Below are 17,713 nucleotides of genomic sequence, written 5' to 3' on the forward strand. Positions count from 1 at the left end.
CTTCTCAAAAACAACACGATTTCAAAAATTAACGATTTTTGTGGATGGACAACCTGTATTTCACGTTTATTTCATGTCCTTCTTATGCGATCTCCGATACTGAGCCGGAGTCATTCCGTACACCTTTTTAAAGACGGAGTAGAAGGTATTTAAAGAGGAAAACCCATAGTTTTGGATAATCGGTTCAATCGGCGAATCGGAAGCCAGTAACTCGCGGCAAATCAAATCCAACCGTCTTTCCGAAATCGTGTCCGTGATCGATCGGTTCGTCTCCGCTTTGTATAAGCTACGCAGATAGTTCACGGATAACCCCAGCTCATCGGCCAGCATTTTAGAGGAAAGGTTAGGATCGTTTAGCCGTTCTCCAATCAGACGCTCCACTTGCTCGATCAGCACCGCGTTCCTGGACAGGCTGCGAGCAGCCGTGATGTCCTCCAGCGTTTTGTCCAGCAGCTTTTCCATCCAGAGGGCTACGCTTTCAAGCGTCTCTAGCCGAATGATCTGATTTTCGAGCGAGGTCAATCCCCATGAGCTTGGCAACGGCTGATGCAGCTGATCCTGCATCAACCGGCGCATATCGTTAAACAAAGCGATCAGCGACATTTTACACTCAAAATAGGGCAACTCCCTCAGCGTTTCTACGGCAAAGGCCATAATCTGCAGTACCGTATCCCGGTTCCCTTTCTGGATCGCTTGCGCCATTTGACGCTCCTTCTCCAGCGGAAGATGGAACAGCAGGCCGGGGGCGCCGGACAATTGGCTCATAAGAATCATCGCGCCGTGACCAAACCGGAATCGCTCCTGCGTTAATTCGTAGGTTTCCAAATACACCTCGTGCATGTCGGTCAGGCTATGGAGCGTTCTTCCCCAGGCCACGGTCGTTCCGATCGACAAGTACTGTTGCAGCAATTCCTGGGATCCGCGCAGCTTGTCCGCGAAATCGGGGGACAGTGCTGCTGCAGACAGGACGACGGCGATATGATCGTTCCCCATATCGACCGTTTGCAGCCGGTGATCCGAGGCTTGGAGCGACTCCTGGATAATGTTCGCCATCGCGAAGCGGAGCAGCCGACGGTCTTTCTCCGAATAGATCCCCGTAAATTCCACAAAGCGATCTATCCGAAAAATCGCAACAGACAAATTGGTTTCTGGCAGATCGATCTCCCACTCTTTGAAATGCCTGCGGATTTCAGCAGGGGAGCCGGCCTCGTCACCTAAAAATTCGCGCAGGAACCGTTCCTTGCCGAGAATTTTGTTATGTCGCCAATGCTCGGTCAATTCATCGATCTGTTCTTTTTGGGCTGTAAAGACACTGGATAAATAATCAAGCTCAGTTCCCGATTTACGATCCTCTAGCCGCTCGGCCCGATACTGCCGCATGACACTGCTGACCAATTCCTGAATGGGAGAGTATACTCGCTTGGAGATCAGGATGATGACGGTCAGCGAAGCAACGAACAGGCCTAGAAACAAGAACAGGCTGATGTTGCGGAGCACGGCAATTCGGCCCAGAATGACCGCCTTCGGAATGCTCTCAATGAAGGTCCAGTCTTGAATTCCTTTAATCGAAGTTGTCGAGTAAACCATAAGCTGCTCTTCCTGATCATGGGGCTTAAACAACTCCCAACCGCCTTTTCTTAATTCCCCTTGATGGCTAAGCTCCAAGATTTGCTCGCCGCTAAGGCGGGCGGTGCTGAATACCTCTTCATTCCGGTCATTCAACACGGTAACTTGTCGGTTGGGATAGTTCGAATTATTCTGAAGCAAGTTCATTAATTTATCGGTATCTATATTCATGACGAAGGCGGAAATGGAACTGCCCTTTTCGTACAGTCTGACGATGGTGATCACCTCTTTGGTGGCCTTACCGCTAAGGGGAAGCGTCAGTGTCCTGGGTAAGGGAACGGCCCCGTCCGCCAGTCTCGAATCGCGCAGCCGCTCCAAAATATCCTGGTCGTAGAAAGTGACTGCGTCATTGATACCCAACCGGGAATCGACCACCGTGTCGGTGTAGTCGTTGATCAAGTAGACCGAATCGATCGCGGGGTTGGCATTCTTGATCTTCCCCAGCCGGCTCCATACGTTATAAGTCTCAAAATCCGTGTAATGATCGGAGAGCGCGTACACTTTCAGGTCGCTGTCATTGCTTGAGGCGTAGCTGTAATCCAAGGACCATTCCATGAGTCCGGCTGTATTTCGAGCGCTATTCAGCAGAAGCGATTCGGAATGGTCGCCGATTTCCTTCAGCAGCGTTCTTGATGACTGCCAGTACAGCAACAGGAAGGAGATGGCCAAGACGAGTACGTTCGCGCCGACAAAATAAAAAATGATTTTCATGTAAGTTGGATGTTTCTTGAATGAAGCGAGGAGCGAAAAATTTAATTTCGACATGCCAAAACCCCCGTTACTTCTCTCTCTTTGTTAAAGAGGTAGCATTAAAGCGCAGACTTATTGTAGCATATTGCGAATTTCCGTCAGCAAAATCGTTCCTTTTTGGAAAAGTGATGCTTTTGGGAAAAGGCGAAATCCGCGCTTGCGGGAAGAATCCGAGTTTGCCGGAATTGTCCTCCCGACCTGGGGCTTGATATGGTGACGACATCGGACCGCAGACAACACAACACCGGAACCCGATTTTAGACACATAAGGGAGGACTTGAAACCATGCAGTACGATCGAAACAAAGGGAGAGGATCCAAACTAAAACATATCGCTCGAAATCCTTTCCTTTACGTGATGGCCGTTCCTGGCCTGCTATTTTTCCTCGTATTCAGTTATCTTCCCATCTACGGGATCACGATTGCATTTAAGGATTATGACTTCTCTAAAGGGATAACGGGAAGCGAATGGGTTGGCTTCAAAAACTTCGATTATTTCTTTACCTCGGACGATTTTTGGACTGTCCTACGCAACACATTAGTGCTGAACGCGCTGTTTATCTTCTTTACGACAGTTGCCGCCGTACTTATCGCGCTGATGTTCAATGAAATTCGCAACAAATATTTTAAGAGGATCTCGCAATCTCTCATCTTCCTGCCTTATTTCATGTCCTGGATCGTGGTCGGGATGATCGTTCAGTCCATGTTCGGCGGGGAAGAGCCGATGATTAATACTTGGCTGCAAAATATCGGTATGGAACCAGTCAACTGGATGTTTGAGTCGAGGTTGTGGCCCGCTATTCTTACCGTGATTCGGGTCTGGCAAGGGGCGGGGTATCTATCGATTATCTTCCTGGCGGCGATTACCGGCATTTCGGAGGATTTATATGAGGCGGCCCGAATCGACGGAGCCTCCAAGCTGCAGATTATGTTCCGCATCACCTTGCCGTTGCTGGTGCCAACCATCATGATCATGACGCTGCTCTCCGTAGGCAAGATCTTCAACGGGGATTTTGCGATGATCTACGCCATTATCGGGGACAACTCCCTGCTGTATCCAACAACCGACGTCATCGACACCTTCGTGTTCCGCTCGATGAGACAACTGCACGATTTCGGGATGTCCTCGGCGGTCGGGCTGTTCCAATCGGTGATGGGCCTGATTTTCGTGCTCGTCGCCAACGGGGTGACCCGCAAGGTATCCAAAGAATCCGCACTTTTTTAGTCCTGAAAACCCGACTTTTTAAACGCACACTTTTTTAGGAGGCAAAACGATGAGACAGAGTGTTCCGGACCGGATTTTTTCGGTGACTGCCTATACGATCATTCTATTGTTCACCTTATTCTGTCTGTTCCCCTTTCTGCTGATGGTCATCGGTTCCTTCACCGATGAGGGCGAACTGATCGCGCACGGGTATACCTTATTTCCGCAAAAGTTTTCTTTAGCCGCGTACAAGGCGGTGCTCCAGTCGGATGTCTTGTTCAGCGGCTACCAAGTGACGGTTCTGGTCACCGCCGTCGGGGCGCTAAGTGCCCTTTGCATTTCGGCCATGCTTGCATACTCTTTGGCGAATAAACGGAATGTCCTGCGGACGCCTTTCCTGCTCTTCTGCTATCTGCCGATGTTGTTCTCGGGAGGCATTATTCCATTCTATATCGTAGTCAGCCAGTGGCTGCATTTGCAAAATACCGTATGGGTGCTTATTCTTACAATGTTATGCCAGCCTTTTCTCGTATTTCTGCTGGTCAGCTTCTTCCGCACTGTTCCCGAAGAACTGGAGGAAGCCGCCCGGATCGACGGAGCCAACGAAGTAAGGATTTTCTTCCAGATCATCCTGCCAATCTCGAAACCGATCCTGGCTTCCGTCGGTTTGTTCTATGCCCTGAACTACTGGAATGACTGGTTTATGGGACTCATGTTCGTGGATAATGAAAAATTGTTTCCGCTGCAGTTAATTCTGCGTCGAATGGTATCGAATATGGAGGCCGCCAAAAACCTGATTCCTTCGGGCGCGGCCATCGCGATCACGCCGCCGACTTACGGCGTGCGTATGGCAACGACCGTTCTGACGATCGGCCCGATCATTCTGCTGTACCCGATGCTGCAGAAATACTTTGTCAAAGGTCTCACGGTTGGGGCCGTGAAAGGGTAACCGAAGATTCCGGCATTAACCGGAATCTTCCGGTTAAGCATAGATGATTGATTTAAAAGGTTGTTCAAAAAGTCATCTTTTGATCACGAAGCGGGTCAGGAAGTGGCGTCGACATCGAATCTTGAATTCAGTCGGGACTTCCGTTGCTCACGTACCCAAAACGTACGCTCCGCTACTCAGTCCCTAGCTTCATCCAACCTTCTCGGTGCTAAAAACCTGACTTTTTGAACACACAATTAACAGGGAGGTTAACTAAGTGAAATTCAAAAAAATGTTTGGCACAGCCATGGCTACCGTATTGGCTTCAGCGCTGCTGCTGGCCGGTTGCGGAGGCAACGGCGGGAATGCGGAACCGGGTAATGCGAATGCGGGTGCAGGCGCTGCTACCAATGCCCCAAAAGAAATCGTGGAATTGAAGGCCTATCTTCCGGGGGATAAACCGGTCGGTTTCGATGAGGTGTTGCAGGCTGTCAATGACAAATTAAAAACGGACAACGTCGGCGCCTCGCTGAATATCAACTTTCTCCCGTGGTCGGATTACGGCAATACAGTAGCGGTCAAAATGTCCGCCGGCGAGGATTTCGACATGTACCTGGATGCGCCATGGCTGTCTATGAACCAGATGATCGCCAGCAATTCGCTCCAAACGTTGGACGCTATGGTAGAGGAACGGCCTGAGCTGAAGGCATCCATTCCCGACGAGATGTGGGAATACAACAAGTTCGGCGGCAAAATTATGGGTATTCCGCTCGGAACGACGCAAGGATCGGTATACGGTCTACTGATCCGCAAGGACTTGCGCGAAAAATACGGGTTGCCCGAGCTGAAAACGCTGGCCGATCTGGAGAAGTTTTTGTATGCGGTTAAAGAAAACGAAAAGGACATCAAACCGTTTGTCATCAACGGAATCAAAGCGGACAAATTGCCGTTTATCCTAAGCGATTCCGCCAATATGGCGCAGGATGAAGTGCTTGAAATCGGCGTCAACATGTTCGCTTATTCCACCAAAGACAAGAAAGTCGTCGGACAATGGGAAAGCCCGATGATCGCGGACGCTTTTGAGCGCGTTACCAAGTACTATAAAGACGGTATATTGTCCAAAAACATCGCCCAGGAGCAAAATGCCGAAACCTTGTTCAAACAAGGCAAATACGCGGCTACTTATTATGCGGCTGACGGTGTGGAAGGGCTGAAATATGCGGAAATGCTGAAGGACGGAAGCGATAAGCTGGAGGTTTTCGTGCCGAACGGCGATAAGGCTAAACCGTATACCGCCTTCCAACAATGGAATTTCCTTTGCATTCCCACATCCTCCAAGCATGCCGATTTAGCTATGGATGTTGCCAACTGGCTGTCGATCAAGGAAAACCACGATTTAATGGAATACGGTATCCCAGGGAAGGATTGGGAACCCGTTGGTGATACGAGTTATAAGGTGCTTTCGGGTTATGTTTTCCCAGGCTATACGCTGACCTGGCGTCCGACGCTCAACCGCACGCCGGATACAATGACGGCGGATGACAAGAAGTGGTTCGATTTCTCCGCCGACCCGGCTAATTTTACCCTCAGCCCAACGGCAGGGTTTACCTTTGATGCTGAAAAAGTGAAAACCGAATACGCCAAAATCACGCCGTTCCACGACTCTTTATTCCTGCCGCTGGCCCAAGGCGTACTACCTGCGGATAAAGGCAAAGCGATGTTAGAGGAGAAAATCATGGGCGTAGGCGGGCAGAAAGTCATCGATGAGATTCAAGCGCAAATCGATGCCGTGGTATCCGGTAAATAACAAAACAGAAAGAGGTACATCATCTATGAATTTGAAACGCTGCGCGCAAAATCCCTTGATCCGAACGCAGGATGTCAAGCCCTCGCGCCCTGATTTTAAAGTGTTGGGAGCATTTAACGCCGGTGTTGCCCAATACGAAGACGAAACGATTTTGCTTCTTCGTGTCGCGGAAGCGCCGGTTTCGGTCCGGAACGGCGAAGTGCTTGTACCCCGGTTAAACGAAGCGGGGACCGAGGTGATCGTGGAGCGTTATGAAGATACCGATCCGCGTTACGATTTCTCCGATACGCGCTTTGTGGCGAAGGACGGACGGGTGGTCATGCTTACGTCCCTCTCCCATCTCCGTGTCGCAAGAAGCAGGGACGGCGTTCATTTCGACATCGATCCGCAGCCTGCCCTGTTCCCGGAGAACGCCCTGGAAGCTTGGGGGATTGAAGATCCGCGAGTAACCCAAATCGGGGATACGTATTACATCACCTACAGTTCCGCGTCCGTTCGCGGTGTTGGCGCAGGCCTGGCGGAAACGAAGGACTTCCGCACGTTCAAACGGCACGGGCTTATGCTGGCTCCCGAGAATAAAGACGTCATGCTGTTCCCGGAAAAAATAGGCGGGAAATACTATGCGCTGCACCGTCCGGTTCCGAAATCGTTCGGCGCGCCCGAGATGTGGATCGCCGAATCTCCGGACCTCTTGCATTGGGGCAACCACCGCTTTCTGATGGGCCTAAGCGAGCAAGGCTGGGATTCGGCGAGAATGGGCGGCGGCGCGGTTCCGATCCGTACGGAGCGCGGCTGGCTTGCACTGTACCACGGGGCGGATGCCAACCATCGTTATTGTATGGGGGCGGTGCTGCTTGATCTGGAAGATCCGGGGAAAGTCATCGGGCGATCGATCCGGCCGATTATCGAGCCGGAAGCGGATTATGAGGTGAACGGATTTTTCGGCGGGGTCGTGTTCTCCTGTGGTGCGCTGCTGGTCGGAAATACTGTCCGCATGTATTACGGAGCGGCCGACGAAGTGATGGCGGTCGCGGATATTCCGCTGGACGACATCTTTAGCACGTTATCATAAAATCATAGGGTTAGGAATTTAAGCTAAGCAGATGCAATAAAAAAGCCCCTTTCCATCCGAAAGGGGCTTTTGCTCGCTTAATGGGACATCCCGGCCATGCCGCCGACGATTTCCGGATTGACCATCCCGAAGATCATGGCGATGTGGGCGACGATGAGGAATCCGCTGACGAGGATAAAGTGCAGCTTCAGCTTCTCGTCCTCGGAACGTTTGCGGCCAATGACGCCGAGTTCAAGCAACGCCAGCGGCAGCAGGAAGAACGCCCCGCTCAGGTAGAACCCGACAGCCACGACATCCACCCAGGTGTGCCATTCGCCGTTAACGGTCAAAGGAATGAACGCCGTAGGGAACAAATAGAGGAAAATGCCGGTAAAATAAAGCCCTGCCAAGATGCTGCAGATTTTATTGAAGGTGTTGAGGCCGCCCTGCCGCCCCCGGTTAAACAAGATGATAAATTCGGTGACGGTGATCGTCTCTGCAAAGATAACGGGGATCGCCATGAATAAAATCAAGTTCCACGGCTGGTTATCCGCCAGCAAAGACATGTAGTGCGTCATGCTCATGTTTCGTTTCCTCCAAGTAAGTTATTTGAGTCATAACCCATTCTACAGAGCAATTGTGTGGAAAGTATGGAGAACCCATGTAGATTTTTATTGCCCGGATTCGTTGAAAAATCCGGGAATGTCGACTACACTAGCGGTAGTCTCTCATACTTTTTCGGACATCTACGCTATTACGGACATAGAATACTCATATACGTGATTTCACTTTATTTCCGGCAAGCGGAGAGGTGGGGCAGCGATGGGATTTTGGATCGTATGGGCAATCGGATGGATTGCGGGATGGATATTATTTCGCAGGGTTATGCTTCCCGAACGGGTAACGCCTGCTCCCCGAGGCGAGAAGGTGTCGGTGATCATTCCTGCGAGGAACGAAGCGGGGAATTTGCCGCAACTGCTGGGTTCGCTGCAAAAGCAAACCTATCCGCCCTATGAGATTATCGTGGTGGACGATTTCTCGGAGGATGAAACCTATGACATTGCCGCGAGTTACGGGGTAAAGGTGATCCGGAACGAGGCGCTGCCTCCCGGTTGGACCGGGAAGACTTGGGCGGTATGGAACGGATACCGGCAGTCAACCGGAGATATGATCGCCTTCCTGGATGCCGATATCCGCCTCGCGCCCCGGGCGCTGGAGTCGTTGCTGCGGGCACGGGCTGAGGCGGGAGGCGTCATATCCGCCGTGCCGTTTCATGTCACGGAGAAGTTCTACGAACGCCTGGCGTTGATTACCAACGTCTTGGGCGTATTTGCATTTACATCGCCGTTTGAACGTAACAGCCCGAATAAGGGGTTGTATGGCTCCTGTATCGTAACGACGCGCCGCGATTATGATGCGATCCAAGGCCATGACAGCATCCGTTCGGAGCTGCTGGACGATTTGAACCTTGGAGCCAAATTCCGGGCGGCGGGGATCTCCGTGTCCAATTTTCTCGGCGGCGGCCTCGTCTCCTTCCGCATGTATCCGAACGGGATTCGCAGCGAGCTGGAGGGGTTCGGCAAAGGCGCGGTGCTGAGCACCGCCAAGCTTAGGCCGGCCACCACGCTGCTGGTTGCTGCGTGGCTGATCGGGCTGATCGCTTCCGAAGGCGCGTTGTTCCTTTGGCATACGTCATGGGCTTATCCGCTGCTGTTCGGGTATTTGCTGTATGCGGCGCAGCTTTATTTTCTGGTGCGTTATGTAGGGAAGTTCGGCTTATTCATGCCTTTGCTTCACGTGTTGTCAACGCTCTTCTTTCTGGTGGTGCTGCTCTATTCGGCCTATCAGGTGGCGTTTCGCGGATCGGTCACCTGGAAAGGCCGGGACGTGCAGGTAGGAAGCAGGGGAGACCGATGATTCTATGGCTGGCTGTCGCCGAGTTCCTATGCGGGGCGTTGATGTTTTCCTATTGGCTGGGCAAGGTGGCCCGGAAAGACTTGAAGCACGTCGGGGACGGCAACCCTGGGGCATTCAACTTATGGCGGGCCGCCGGTTACCGCTGGGGGCTGGCGGGCATCGCGCTGGATTTCCTGAAAGGATATGTGCCGCTGGTAGTTCTGATCGAATCGGGAACGCTGGGAGGGGATTACGGAATGGTGATCGTCGCCGCCGCGCCGATTCTTGGCCACGCTTTTTCGCCCTTTCTGAAATTCAAGGGGGGCAAGGCGATTGCGGTAACCTTCGGCGTTTGGAGCGCGTTAACCCGATTTGAGGCTGCTTTGGCCTATGCGGTGATTCTGGCCGTGCTGCTTGCGGGATTTTCATTCTATAAAAAAGGGAAATACGCGTCACGGGAAGCCGACGGCTTCCAGGTCGTGGCCGGCATGGCGCTATTATCGGTTTATCTCCTGGTTTCCGGTGCTCCTCCCGCTTTATGGGGCGTATGGCTGGTGAACCTGCTGGTATTGGCGTACGCCAATCGCCAGGCGATTCGGGTCTTCCTGACCGGGAAGGGCGGCAAGCTCCCTCGTTCCGGCGATGGCGTTACGCTGTGACCGGCAGGTTGTTGGCGGCGATCGAAGCGAGCACGCAACCTTATGAAGAAAAACTAGCAACCAAGGTATATCTGAGGGAAAATATAGAAAACCTAGTAGCAACTTGATACGGAAGGAGCAAAGCTGTATGGATGCTACTCTAGGGGCGGATGAAGTGGTCCGCCGAATCAAACGGTTGCAGAATGATGGGGTCTCACTAAGCAAGAAACAGGTCAAGCAAAACGATCCAGAGTTGATGCGCAACGCTTTGTTTTATTTCCCCAGCTGGGAACATGCCGTAAAGAACGCTGAAATTTTATAAGAACACCCCATAAACCAATTTGGGTTGGCCAAGAGAAGGCCATCAACCCGGATTGGTTATTTTTTTGCTGTTTATTTTCCGGACAAGGGCCGATATGATGGAGATGAGGATTCGTGTAAGCGATTAAATTGATGAGAAAGCCTGGGGCCGATGAAAAAATACATTCCCTTCACCTATAAAATGCTGATTCCCTACCTGCTGCTCGTCTTATTGACGGACGCGATCATCGGTTACGCATCGTACACGATGCTGATCCAATCCCGAACGGAGATGGCCGAGACGAACATCCGCACCGGCATGGAACAAGCCCGAAACAACATCCGCTATCAGATGGACGAAATCCAGCGGATGTCGGACACCCTGTTCGGCGACCTGGCGTTTCAGCGGGCGTTGCAGGCCAAGGGCGAGCCCTATGATATCTATTTGGTGATGCTCGATGAAATCGTTCCGGAAATCACCGCGCCGCTCAAACTGTTCGGCAACGATATCCGGCTGATGCTGTATACGCTGAACAGCGAGCTGAACATCGTTTCGGGCGACAATTTGGAAGAGCCGATCCAGGACAGCGATTATTATATCCTGCCGTTCGAGGATATCCAGGACAGCGCCTGGTATCAGGAATTCAAGGATTCCGAACGGGACAACATCTGGCTGCAGATCGACACCGATCAGCGGCTCGGGAACATCTCCCATATCCGCCGTTTGGTTTCGTACAGCGGGAACATGACCGTGATCGGGTATGTTCGCATCACGGCTTCCCTGGATGATTTATTCGGCGACTTCTCCACGTTTCCCGTCGAACAGGGGATCACGGTGCGCTTGATTAACGCGGCGTCGGACGGCGCCTTGCTCTATCAACGGGGCAACGCCGAAATGGGAGCCAGGCATGACGACTATCTGAGCCTGCACGAACCGATTCCAGGTTCCGATTTCGTGATTGAAGCGCTGGTTCCGAAGGCGTATCTGACCAAGGATGCCGGCAGACTGCAGCGCGTGATTTTTACCGTATGCGGGATCAGCTTCCTCGGTATGGCGTTCATCGGGTATATCGTGGCCCGGTTGTCCGGCCGGAAGATGAAACGGATCGTTTGGCTTGTCCGCTCGTTCCAGGAAGGGAACTTCCAGAAGCGGATCCGCTTCTCGGGCAACGACGAATTCGTGCATATCGCCGATGCGTTTAACGTCATGGCCGCCAATATCCAAGGGCTGATCAACAGCGTGTACGTGCAGGGGATTCAGAAGAAACAAGCCGAGCTGGAGGCGCTTCAAGCGCAGATTAATCCGCATTTTCTGTATAATACATTGTCGACGATCAGCAGTCTGGCTAATCTGGGTGAAACGGCCAAGGTGACGGACATGGTTCAGGGTTTGTCGCGGTTTTACCGGCTAACCTTGAATCAAGGGAACGTATTTACACCGCTGGAGAATGAATTGATGCAGGTGGAGACTTATCTGGATATCCAGCGGGTGAAATACGCTGGCGCTTTTTCCGTCTACATGGATGTGGATCCGGAGCTGCTGCAGGTGCAGGTGATGAAGTTAATCTTACAGCCGTTCGTGGAAAATACGTTTAAACACGCTTGGTTTGGCGAATCCATCGCGATCGTCATTACGGGGGAACGGCAAGGCGATAATCTGGAGTTGAAAGTGATCGACAACGGGATCGGGATGAAACCGGAAACGGTGCAGCGACTGCTTATCGGTCCAAGTCAATCCGGCGGCTACGGGGTGAAGAACGTCAACGAACGGATCAAGCTCCGTTACGGCGACAAGTACGGAATTCGCATCGCCAGCATCTACGGCGGCGGAACGACGGTCCAGATCGTCCTTCCGGCGAACCCTGGGGAGCTTCCATTCATGGAGTAACCTCGGAGATTCGAGCGAATCAATACGGGAAATCGGTGGATTTGTATAGGTTTTCATTGCAAATCGCTATGTTCAGGGCAAAGAACGACAAGTATGCTCGAGTTAAGGAGCAAAAATACCAGAAGGAATGACGGCCATGAATATCAACGTATTGCTTGTCGACGACGAGGCGGTCGATCTCGAGTGGCTGCGGCGCAGAGTGCTGGGCAGCGGGCTGAACCTGCAGGTAGCGGCGACGGCCAATAGCGGCTTTAATGCACTCAAAGCGATGGAGCAGGAGCGGATCGACCTGATTCTCTCCGATATCCGCATGCCGATCATGTCGGGAATCGAATTCGCCCGCAAAGCCAAAGAGATTCATCCCGGCGTCAAAATCGTATTCATCAGCGGGCACGAAGACTTTGAATACGCGAAAGAGGCAATCAAGATCAGCGCCTCGGGTTATTTGCTGAAGCCCGTGGAAGATCAGGAGCTCTATAAGATGCTGGGCGAGCTCTGCGCCGCGATCGAACGGGAACGGGATCAGGACCGCACGTTTACGGAGGCGCTTACGCTCGTGAACGAGGAATTGCTGCTGCGCTGGCTGAACGAGATTTCCCCGGAGCAGGTGGAGGGGCATATCCGCGGGTTTCTGCAGACGCTCTTCAAAACGGGAACGGCGGCAGCCCTCGTCGAAATCGACGACCTGGAGTGGAAGACCGGCGATATGCCGGAGGAGGAGCGGCGCAAGCAAATTCAGAAGGTCATGGCGTTCATCCGGCATTTTTCCATGGAAATGAAACTGGGTACGTTTATCGTCAGCCAACCGACACGGTTTGTCCTGCTTGCGTCCGTACCGGAAACGGCGTTCCTGGAGCTGCTGGAGGAGCTGATCCGGGCGGTTCGGGGGATATCCCCGTTCTCCGTGACGGTTGGGGTCGGAGGTTTCGCGCTGGATGAAGAGGGCCTGCGGGCGTCCTACCGTCAAGCACAGGCCGCGCTCAGCGCCAAGTGGCTGGTCGGCAAGGACCGGCTGATCCGCGAAAGCCGGGTGCACCCGGGCGAAAGCCGCTTTGCCGGGGCCCGGACGGACGAAATCCTTGAACGGATGCTGAAGGCGATTTTGCAATATGACCTTGTCACGATCGACGACTGCTTGCTGGAGCTGTTCTACCAAGGTTCTCCGCTGGCCCAGAAGAACGATGTTTACGATTTGATCATCCGGATCACGACTCAGCTGCATGCCGATCTGCGCGAAATAAATGAGAATCTGTATGAGCTCTTGAAATGGGATTCGCACCAGCCGGTGCTGTTGTTCCAATTCGAGACGATCCATGACATTACGTCCTGGCTGCGGAAGCGGTTCTTTGAATTGTCCGAGCTGTTGTACGTGAAGAAGCAGAAGCAGAAACGCAAGTTGATCCAGGAGATCATGGTGTATGTCGAAAACAATCTCGAGCAAAAAATGACGCTGAAGGATGTCGCAGCCCATTTCGATTTCACTCCGAATTATTTGGGATACTTGTTTAAGGAGGAAACGGGCCGTCATTTCACCGACTATCTGAACGAGCTCAAAACGAAACGCGTCTGCGAACTGCTGACCGATCCAACGCTGAAAATCTATGAAATCGCCGAGCGGATGGGTTATAAGAACATCATTTACTTTAACCGGCAGTTTAAGCAAGCGACCGGGATGACGCCCGGGGAGTACCGGAAAACGAAAAAAATATAAACATGTTCATCAAACTTCACCGACCTCGCCCTCGCCGGTATTTTGCGGAGGCAGGTCTTTTCTATTTCGGCAAACTTCGTCATCGTGGAATTTGTATTAGTTTTTGTTGTTTCGCTGAATCCCGGTCGAAAGCGCTCTCCACTATACTGAAGAATATAGAGACAACCAAGAGGGGAGTTCGAAACATGAAGCAAAGCGGATTTTGGAACGACGTAAAGAAATATAAAGTTCTGCTGCTCATGCTGACGCCGGCCGTCCTGTTCTTCCTGCTATTTGCCTATGTGCCGATGGCGGGGATCGTCCTGGCATTCAAACAATACAACTATACGGGCGGGGTGTTCGGAAGTCCGTGGAACGGGCTCGATAACTTCCGGTTTTTCTTCGATTCCGGAGATGCTTGGCGGGTAACTCGCAACACGGCTTTATACAATATCGCCTTTATCGTGGTCAACAATGTGGTTCAAATTTTTGCGGCGATTCTGCTGTTCGAGGTGGCCGGGAAATGGTTCCGCAAAATTACGCAAACGGTGATGTTCTTGCCTTACTTCATCTCCTGGGTTGTCGTTGGCGCGATCGCCTATAACCTGTTTAACTTCGATTACGGTACGATTAATGTCCTCCTGAATGCGATCGGGCTGGAATCGATCGACATCTATAATACGGCCGCCTATTGGCCGGTCATCCTCGTCATTGTATCGGCGTGGAAAACGCTGGGCTACGGGACGATCATGTACCTGGCAGCCATCACCAGCATTGATACCGAGATGTATGAAGCCGCCGAAATCGACGGCGCCAATGTCTTCCAACGGATTCGCAAAATCACGATTCCGAACCTCTATCCGACGGTCATCATTTTGGTGCTGCTGGCGATCGGGAATATTTTCCGCGGGGATTTCGGAATGTTCTATAACATGGTTGGCAACAACGGCTTATTATTCTCCTCGACCGATGTCATCGACACCTTCGTGTTCCGGATGCTCACGACCTCGAACGAGATCGGGATGTCCGCCGCGGCGGGATTCTACCAGTCCATTCTGGGCTTCGCGACCATTATGCTGGCGAACTATGCCGTACGCAAATACGACAAGGACCGCGCTTTGTTCTAGGTGTGTTAGAGCAACCGGATGAACCATCAACACGATTGAAACGAGTGGAGGTTAACGCTTATGAGTACGATGGCACCAAACTTGCAACCGGCCGCTAAGCCGGAGGCCCGTAAACGCAGATCGATGGACCGACTGCTGCTGCAGATTATCGGATATATTGCACTCACTTTGCTGGCAGTTTTCTGTCTCTTTCCTTTCATCCTGGTCATTTCCTCTTCCCTGACGGAGGAGAGCAAAATCATCGAGAATGGGTTCCAGCTCATCCCAACCGCGTTCTCGCTGGAAGCTTACGGCATCCTGTTCAAGTATCCGCAGGAAATGCTGAAGGCGTACGGCATCACGATTTCCGTCACCTTGCTGGGTACGCTGTTCGGGTTGTTCCTCACCTCGATGACAGCTTATGTGCTGGCACGTAAGGATTTTAAATGGCGCAGCCACTTCTCGTTCTTCTTCTTCTTCACCACGCTGTTTAGTGGCGGGCTCGTGCCGTGGTACCTGCTGATTGTCAATTATCTTGATCTGAAGGATACGCTGATCGTGCTGATTCTGCCGATGCTGATGAACGTTTTCTACATTATCGTCATGAAATCGTTCATGAGCAGTATCCCAGAGGCGATCATTGAGTCGGCCAAAATCGATGGAGCGGGCGATTTCTCGATCTTCCTGCGGTTTGTAATTCCGCTGTCGAAGCCGGCGTTGGCCACCATCGGGTTGTTTATTGCCCTAGGCTACTGGAACGATTGGTATAATGCGCTCTTGTTTATCTCCAACTCCGACCTGATGCCGCTGCAGTACTACCTGTACCGCTTGCTGGGTAACATGGACGGGATGCGCAAGGCCATGATGGCAGCGGGAGCTGTCGTCTCGTCAGATATCCCGACGGAGAGCCTGAAGATGGCTATGACGATCGTGGCGACTGGCCCGATCATGATTGTGTATCCGTTTATCCAACGTTATTTCGTGCAAGGTTTAACGATTGGTGCTGTGAAAGGGTGACCTCGGGGCAACCCGGTTATCACATAAAGGAGGCTCAAAAGAATCATCATAACCTGAATCTTTTGAACTCTCATTCATTCAAAGCTTTCATCCATCACAATTTTAGGGGGAACATCGGTCATGAAACTGAAAAAGAAAGCAACGTTTCTTGTGGCTATGGTACTGGCGTTGACGACCTTACTGTCCGCTTGCGGCGGCGGGAATAACAACGCGGGTAGTGGCAATTCTCCGGACGCGGCGGCTCCGAACAACGCGACGACCAATACCGCAACAACTGACGGAGCTGTGGATACGTCCCAGGAAGTGACGCTGAAGCTGTTGATGGTCGGCAGCAAACCGGCGGATTATGACGAGGTGTACGGCGAGCTTAACAAGCTGCTGAAAGAGAAAATCAACGCAACCGTCGAAACCGAGTTTTTGGATTGGGCCGACTGGACCCAGAAATATCCGCTGAAGTTCGCAGCGAATGAAGATTTTGACATCGCTTACACGGCGAACTGGGCGTTCTATAACGACCAGGTGCTGAAGGGCGGTTTCCTAGAGTTGACGGACGAGATGCTGCAGAAGTACGCTCCGAAGACTTGGGAAGCGATGCCGCAAGCCTCTTGGGATCAATCTAAGGTGAATGGCAAGCAGTATATGGTGCCGAACAACAACCAAGAAGTGACCGACAAAGTCGTTTTGGTTCGGGAGGACCTGCGCAAGAAGTATAACCTGGATCCGGTCAACAGTCCGGAAACCTACGCCGCTTATTTGAAAGCGATCGGGGCCGGCGAGAAAGGCATCAGTCCTTTTGGCGCCAAACCGGCTGACGGATGGAAATGGCATGAGCTGGATCAAATTTTGCTGGAGCAGCAAAACGAATGGAACCTGGTCGACTACAACTTCCCGTTGGCTTACAAATTGGACGATGCAACAGGGAAAGTCTTCAACGTATACGATACGCCGGAATTCACCGCGCTGATTCAATACTATAAGGATTTGGCCGACAACAATGGCTGGTCCAAGAACATCGTGAGCAACAAAAACGACGTTTTCCAAGACATCAAAGCGGGCAAAACTTCCTCTTATGCGCAAAACCTGGGGACCATCTCGAGCAACATCGGCGAAATCCGCCGCGACAAGCCGGAAATGGAAGTGAATATTGCCGATTTGACGCCGGACAAGAAGAAGATCGGTGCGATTTCCACGCAAAACGGGTTGGGGATCCACGCGACTTCCAAAAATGTTGAACGTTCGTTGATGCTGATCGATTTGCTGCAAAACGATAAGGAAATTCATGATTTGACGATGTACGGAGTCGCTGGTAAACACTACGAGCCAATTGGCGACGACAAGTACAGCCCAGGACCAAGCTTCAATAATTACAACCTGTCGGGCTACTCTGTATGGGGCTGGAACTCGCTGCTGAACCGCACCGACTCTTCCTACCCGGAAGAAGGCAACAAAATGTTGGCCGACTGGCAGTCCAAAGTGTACCACTTCCCGCTGGAAACCTTCGTCTTTGACGATTCCAAAGTGAAGAACGAAGTTGCGAACGTAGGCAACGTGATGCTGCGTTACGCTATTCCGCTGGAATACGGTTTGATCAAAGACTTGGAGAAAGGTCAAGCTGACCTGAACAAACAACTGAAAGCGGCCGGTCTGGATAAAATTCAACAAGAACTGCAGAGCCAAATCGACGCATTCCTAGCTGCTCAAGTTCAATAAGATAGGCGACTTGGGTGAAAGGAGGGGACGCCCGTCCCCTCCTTTTCTTTCATGGCAACGTCGAAGGATGTTTGGAGGAAGGACCGTTGGGGAGAGTGTCGAA

Annotated in this window: 14 protein-coding genes; 12 read left to right on the forward strand and 2 right to left on the reverse strand. The window is 51.9% G+C overall.

Translation table 11 applies throughout. From position 1 onward, the window contains the following. Positions 1–66: 66 nt before the first annotated feature. Entirely contained in the window at positions 67–2,391 is a 2,325-nt protein-coding gene (locus tag M0651_RS07955; RefSeq protein ID WP_248551310.1) for a helix-turn-helix transcriptional regulator, read from the reverse strand. Between the two features lie 270 nt (positions 2,392–2,661). On the opposite strand from M0651_RS07955, the gene M0651_RS07960 reads away from it, so the two are divergent. The 4 genes from M0651_RS07960 (at position 2,662) to M0651_RS07975 (ending at position 7,386) form a co-directional block, all read left to right on the forward strand. Further along, positions 2,662–3,600, forward strand: a complete 939-nt coding sequence (locus tag M0651_RS07960) for an ABC transporter permease (protein ID WP_248551311.1) — start codon at positions 2,662–2,664, stop codon at positions 3,598–3,600. A gap of 49 nt (positions 3,601–3,649) precedes the next feature. Further along, on the forward strand, positions 3,650–4,528 hold the full coding sequence (locus M0651_RS07965) for a carbohydrate ABC transporter permease (protein WP_248551312.1): 879 nt from the start codon (positions 3,650–3,652) through the stop codon (positions 4,526–4,528). A gap of 256 nt (positions 4,529–4,784) precedes the next feature. After that, positions 4,785–6,314, forward strand: coding sequence for a DUF3502 domain-containing protein (locus M0651_RS07970; protein ID WP_248551313.1), 1,530 nt, complete (start codon positions 4,785–4,787; stop codon positions 6,312–6,314). A 25-nt stretch (positions 6,315–6,339) separates the two neighbouring features. After that, complete coding sequence (locus M0651_RS07975) at positions 6,340–7,386, forward strand: glycoside hydrolase family 130 protein (protein WP_248551314.1); 1,047 nt, start codon at positions 6,340–6,342, stop codon at positions 7,384–7,386. Positions 7,387–7,463: 77 nt separating this feature from the next. Here M0651_RS07975 and M0651_RS07980 read toward each other — a convergent pair whose 3' ends face one another. Continuing rightward, on the reverse strand, positions 7,464–7,949 hold the full coding sequence (locus tag M0651_RS07980) for a DUF6803 family protein (RefSeq protein WP_248551315.1): 486 nt from the start codon (positions 7,947–7,949) through the stop codon (positions 7,464–7,466). Positions 7,950–8,187: 238 nt separating this feature from the next. Between M0651_RS07980 and M0651_RS07985 the strand changes: the two genes are divergently transcribed. From M0651_RS07985 to M0651_RS08020, 8 genes are all read left to right on the forward strand, one after another. Continuing rightward, positions 8,188–9,282 (forward strand): glycosyltransferase family 2 protein, encoded by a 1,095-nt coding sequence (locus M0651_RS07985; protein WP_248551316.1) that lies wholly within the window; start codon positions 8,188–8,190, stop codon positions 9,280–9,282. Further along, the gene (locus tag M0651_RS07990) at positions 9,279–9,920 is read left to right on the forward strand and encodes a glycerol-3-phosphate acyltransferase (RefSeq protein WP_248551317.1); all 642 of its coding nucleotides are present in this window, start codon (positions 9,279–9,281) and stop codon (positions 9,918–9,920) included. Before M0651_RS07985 ends, M0651_RS07990 begins: the two co-directional genes overlap by 4 nt. A 127-nt stretch (positions 9,921–10,047) precedes the next feature. Next, positions 10,048–10,221: a hypothetical protein gene (locus M0651_RS07995; protein WP_248551318.1), complete on the forward strand. Its 174-nt coding sequence runs from the start codon at positions 10,048–10,050 to the stop codon at positions 10,219–10,221. A gap of 150 nt (positions 10,222–10,371) precedes the next feature. After that, positions 10,372–12,087, forward strand: a complete 1,716-nt coding sequence (locus M0651_RS08000) for a sensor histidine kinase (RefSeq protein WP_248551319.1) — start codon at positions 10,372–10,374, stop codon at positions 12,085–12,087. Between the two features lie 136 nt (positions 12,088–12,223). Continuing rightward, positions 12,224–13,798: a response regulator gene (locus M0651_RS08005; protein ID WP_248551320.1), complete on the forward strand. Its 1,575-nt coding sequence runs from the start codon at positions 12,224–12,226 to the stop codon at positions 13,796–13,798. Between the two features lie 185 nt (positions 13,799–13,983). Next, positions 13,984–14,904: an ABC transporter permease gene (locus M0651_RS08010; protein ID WP_248551321.1), complete on the forward strand. Its 921-nt coding sequence runs from the start codon at positions 13,984–13,986 to the stop codon at positions 14,902–14,904. A 60-nt stretch (positions 14,905–14,964) separates the two neighbouring features. Then, entirely contained in the window at positions 14,965–15,900 is a 936-nt protein-coding gene (locus tag M0651_RS08015; RefSeq protein WP_248551322.1) for a carbohydrate ABC transporter permease, read from the forward strand. A 120-nt stretch (positions 15,901–16,020) separates the two neighbouring features. Beyond that, a complete protein-coding gene (locus M0651_RS08020) occupies positions 16,021–17,610 on the forward strand; it encodes an ABC transporter substrate-binding protein (protein ID WP_248551323.1) in 1,590 nt (529 codons plus the stop codon). Positions 17,611–17,713 lie beyond the last annotated feature (103 nt).

This window comes from Paenibacillus mellifer (assembly GCF_023195895.1).
In the GTDB taxonomy this organism is placed as follows: Bacteria; Bacillota; Bacilli; order Paenibacillales; family Paenibacillaceae; genus Fontibacillus; species Fontibacillus mellifer.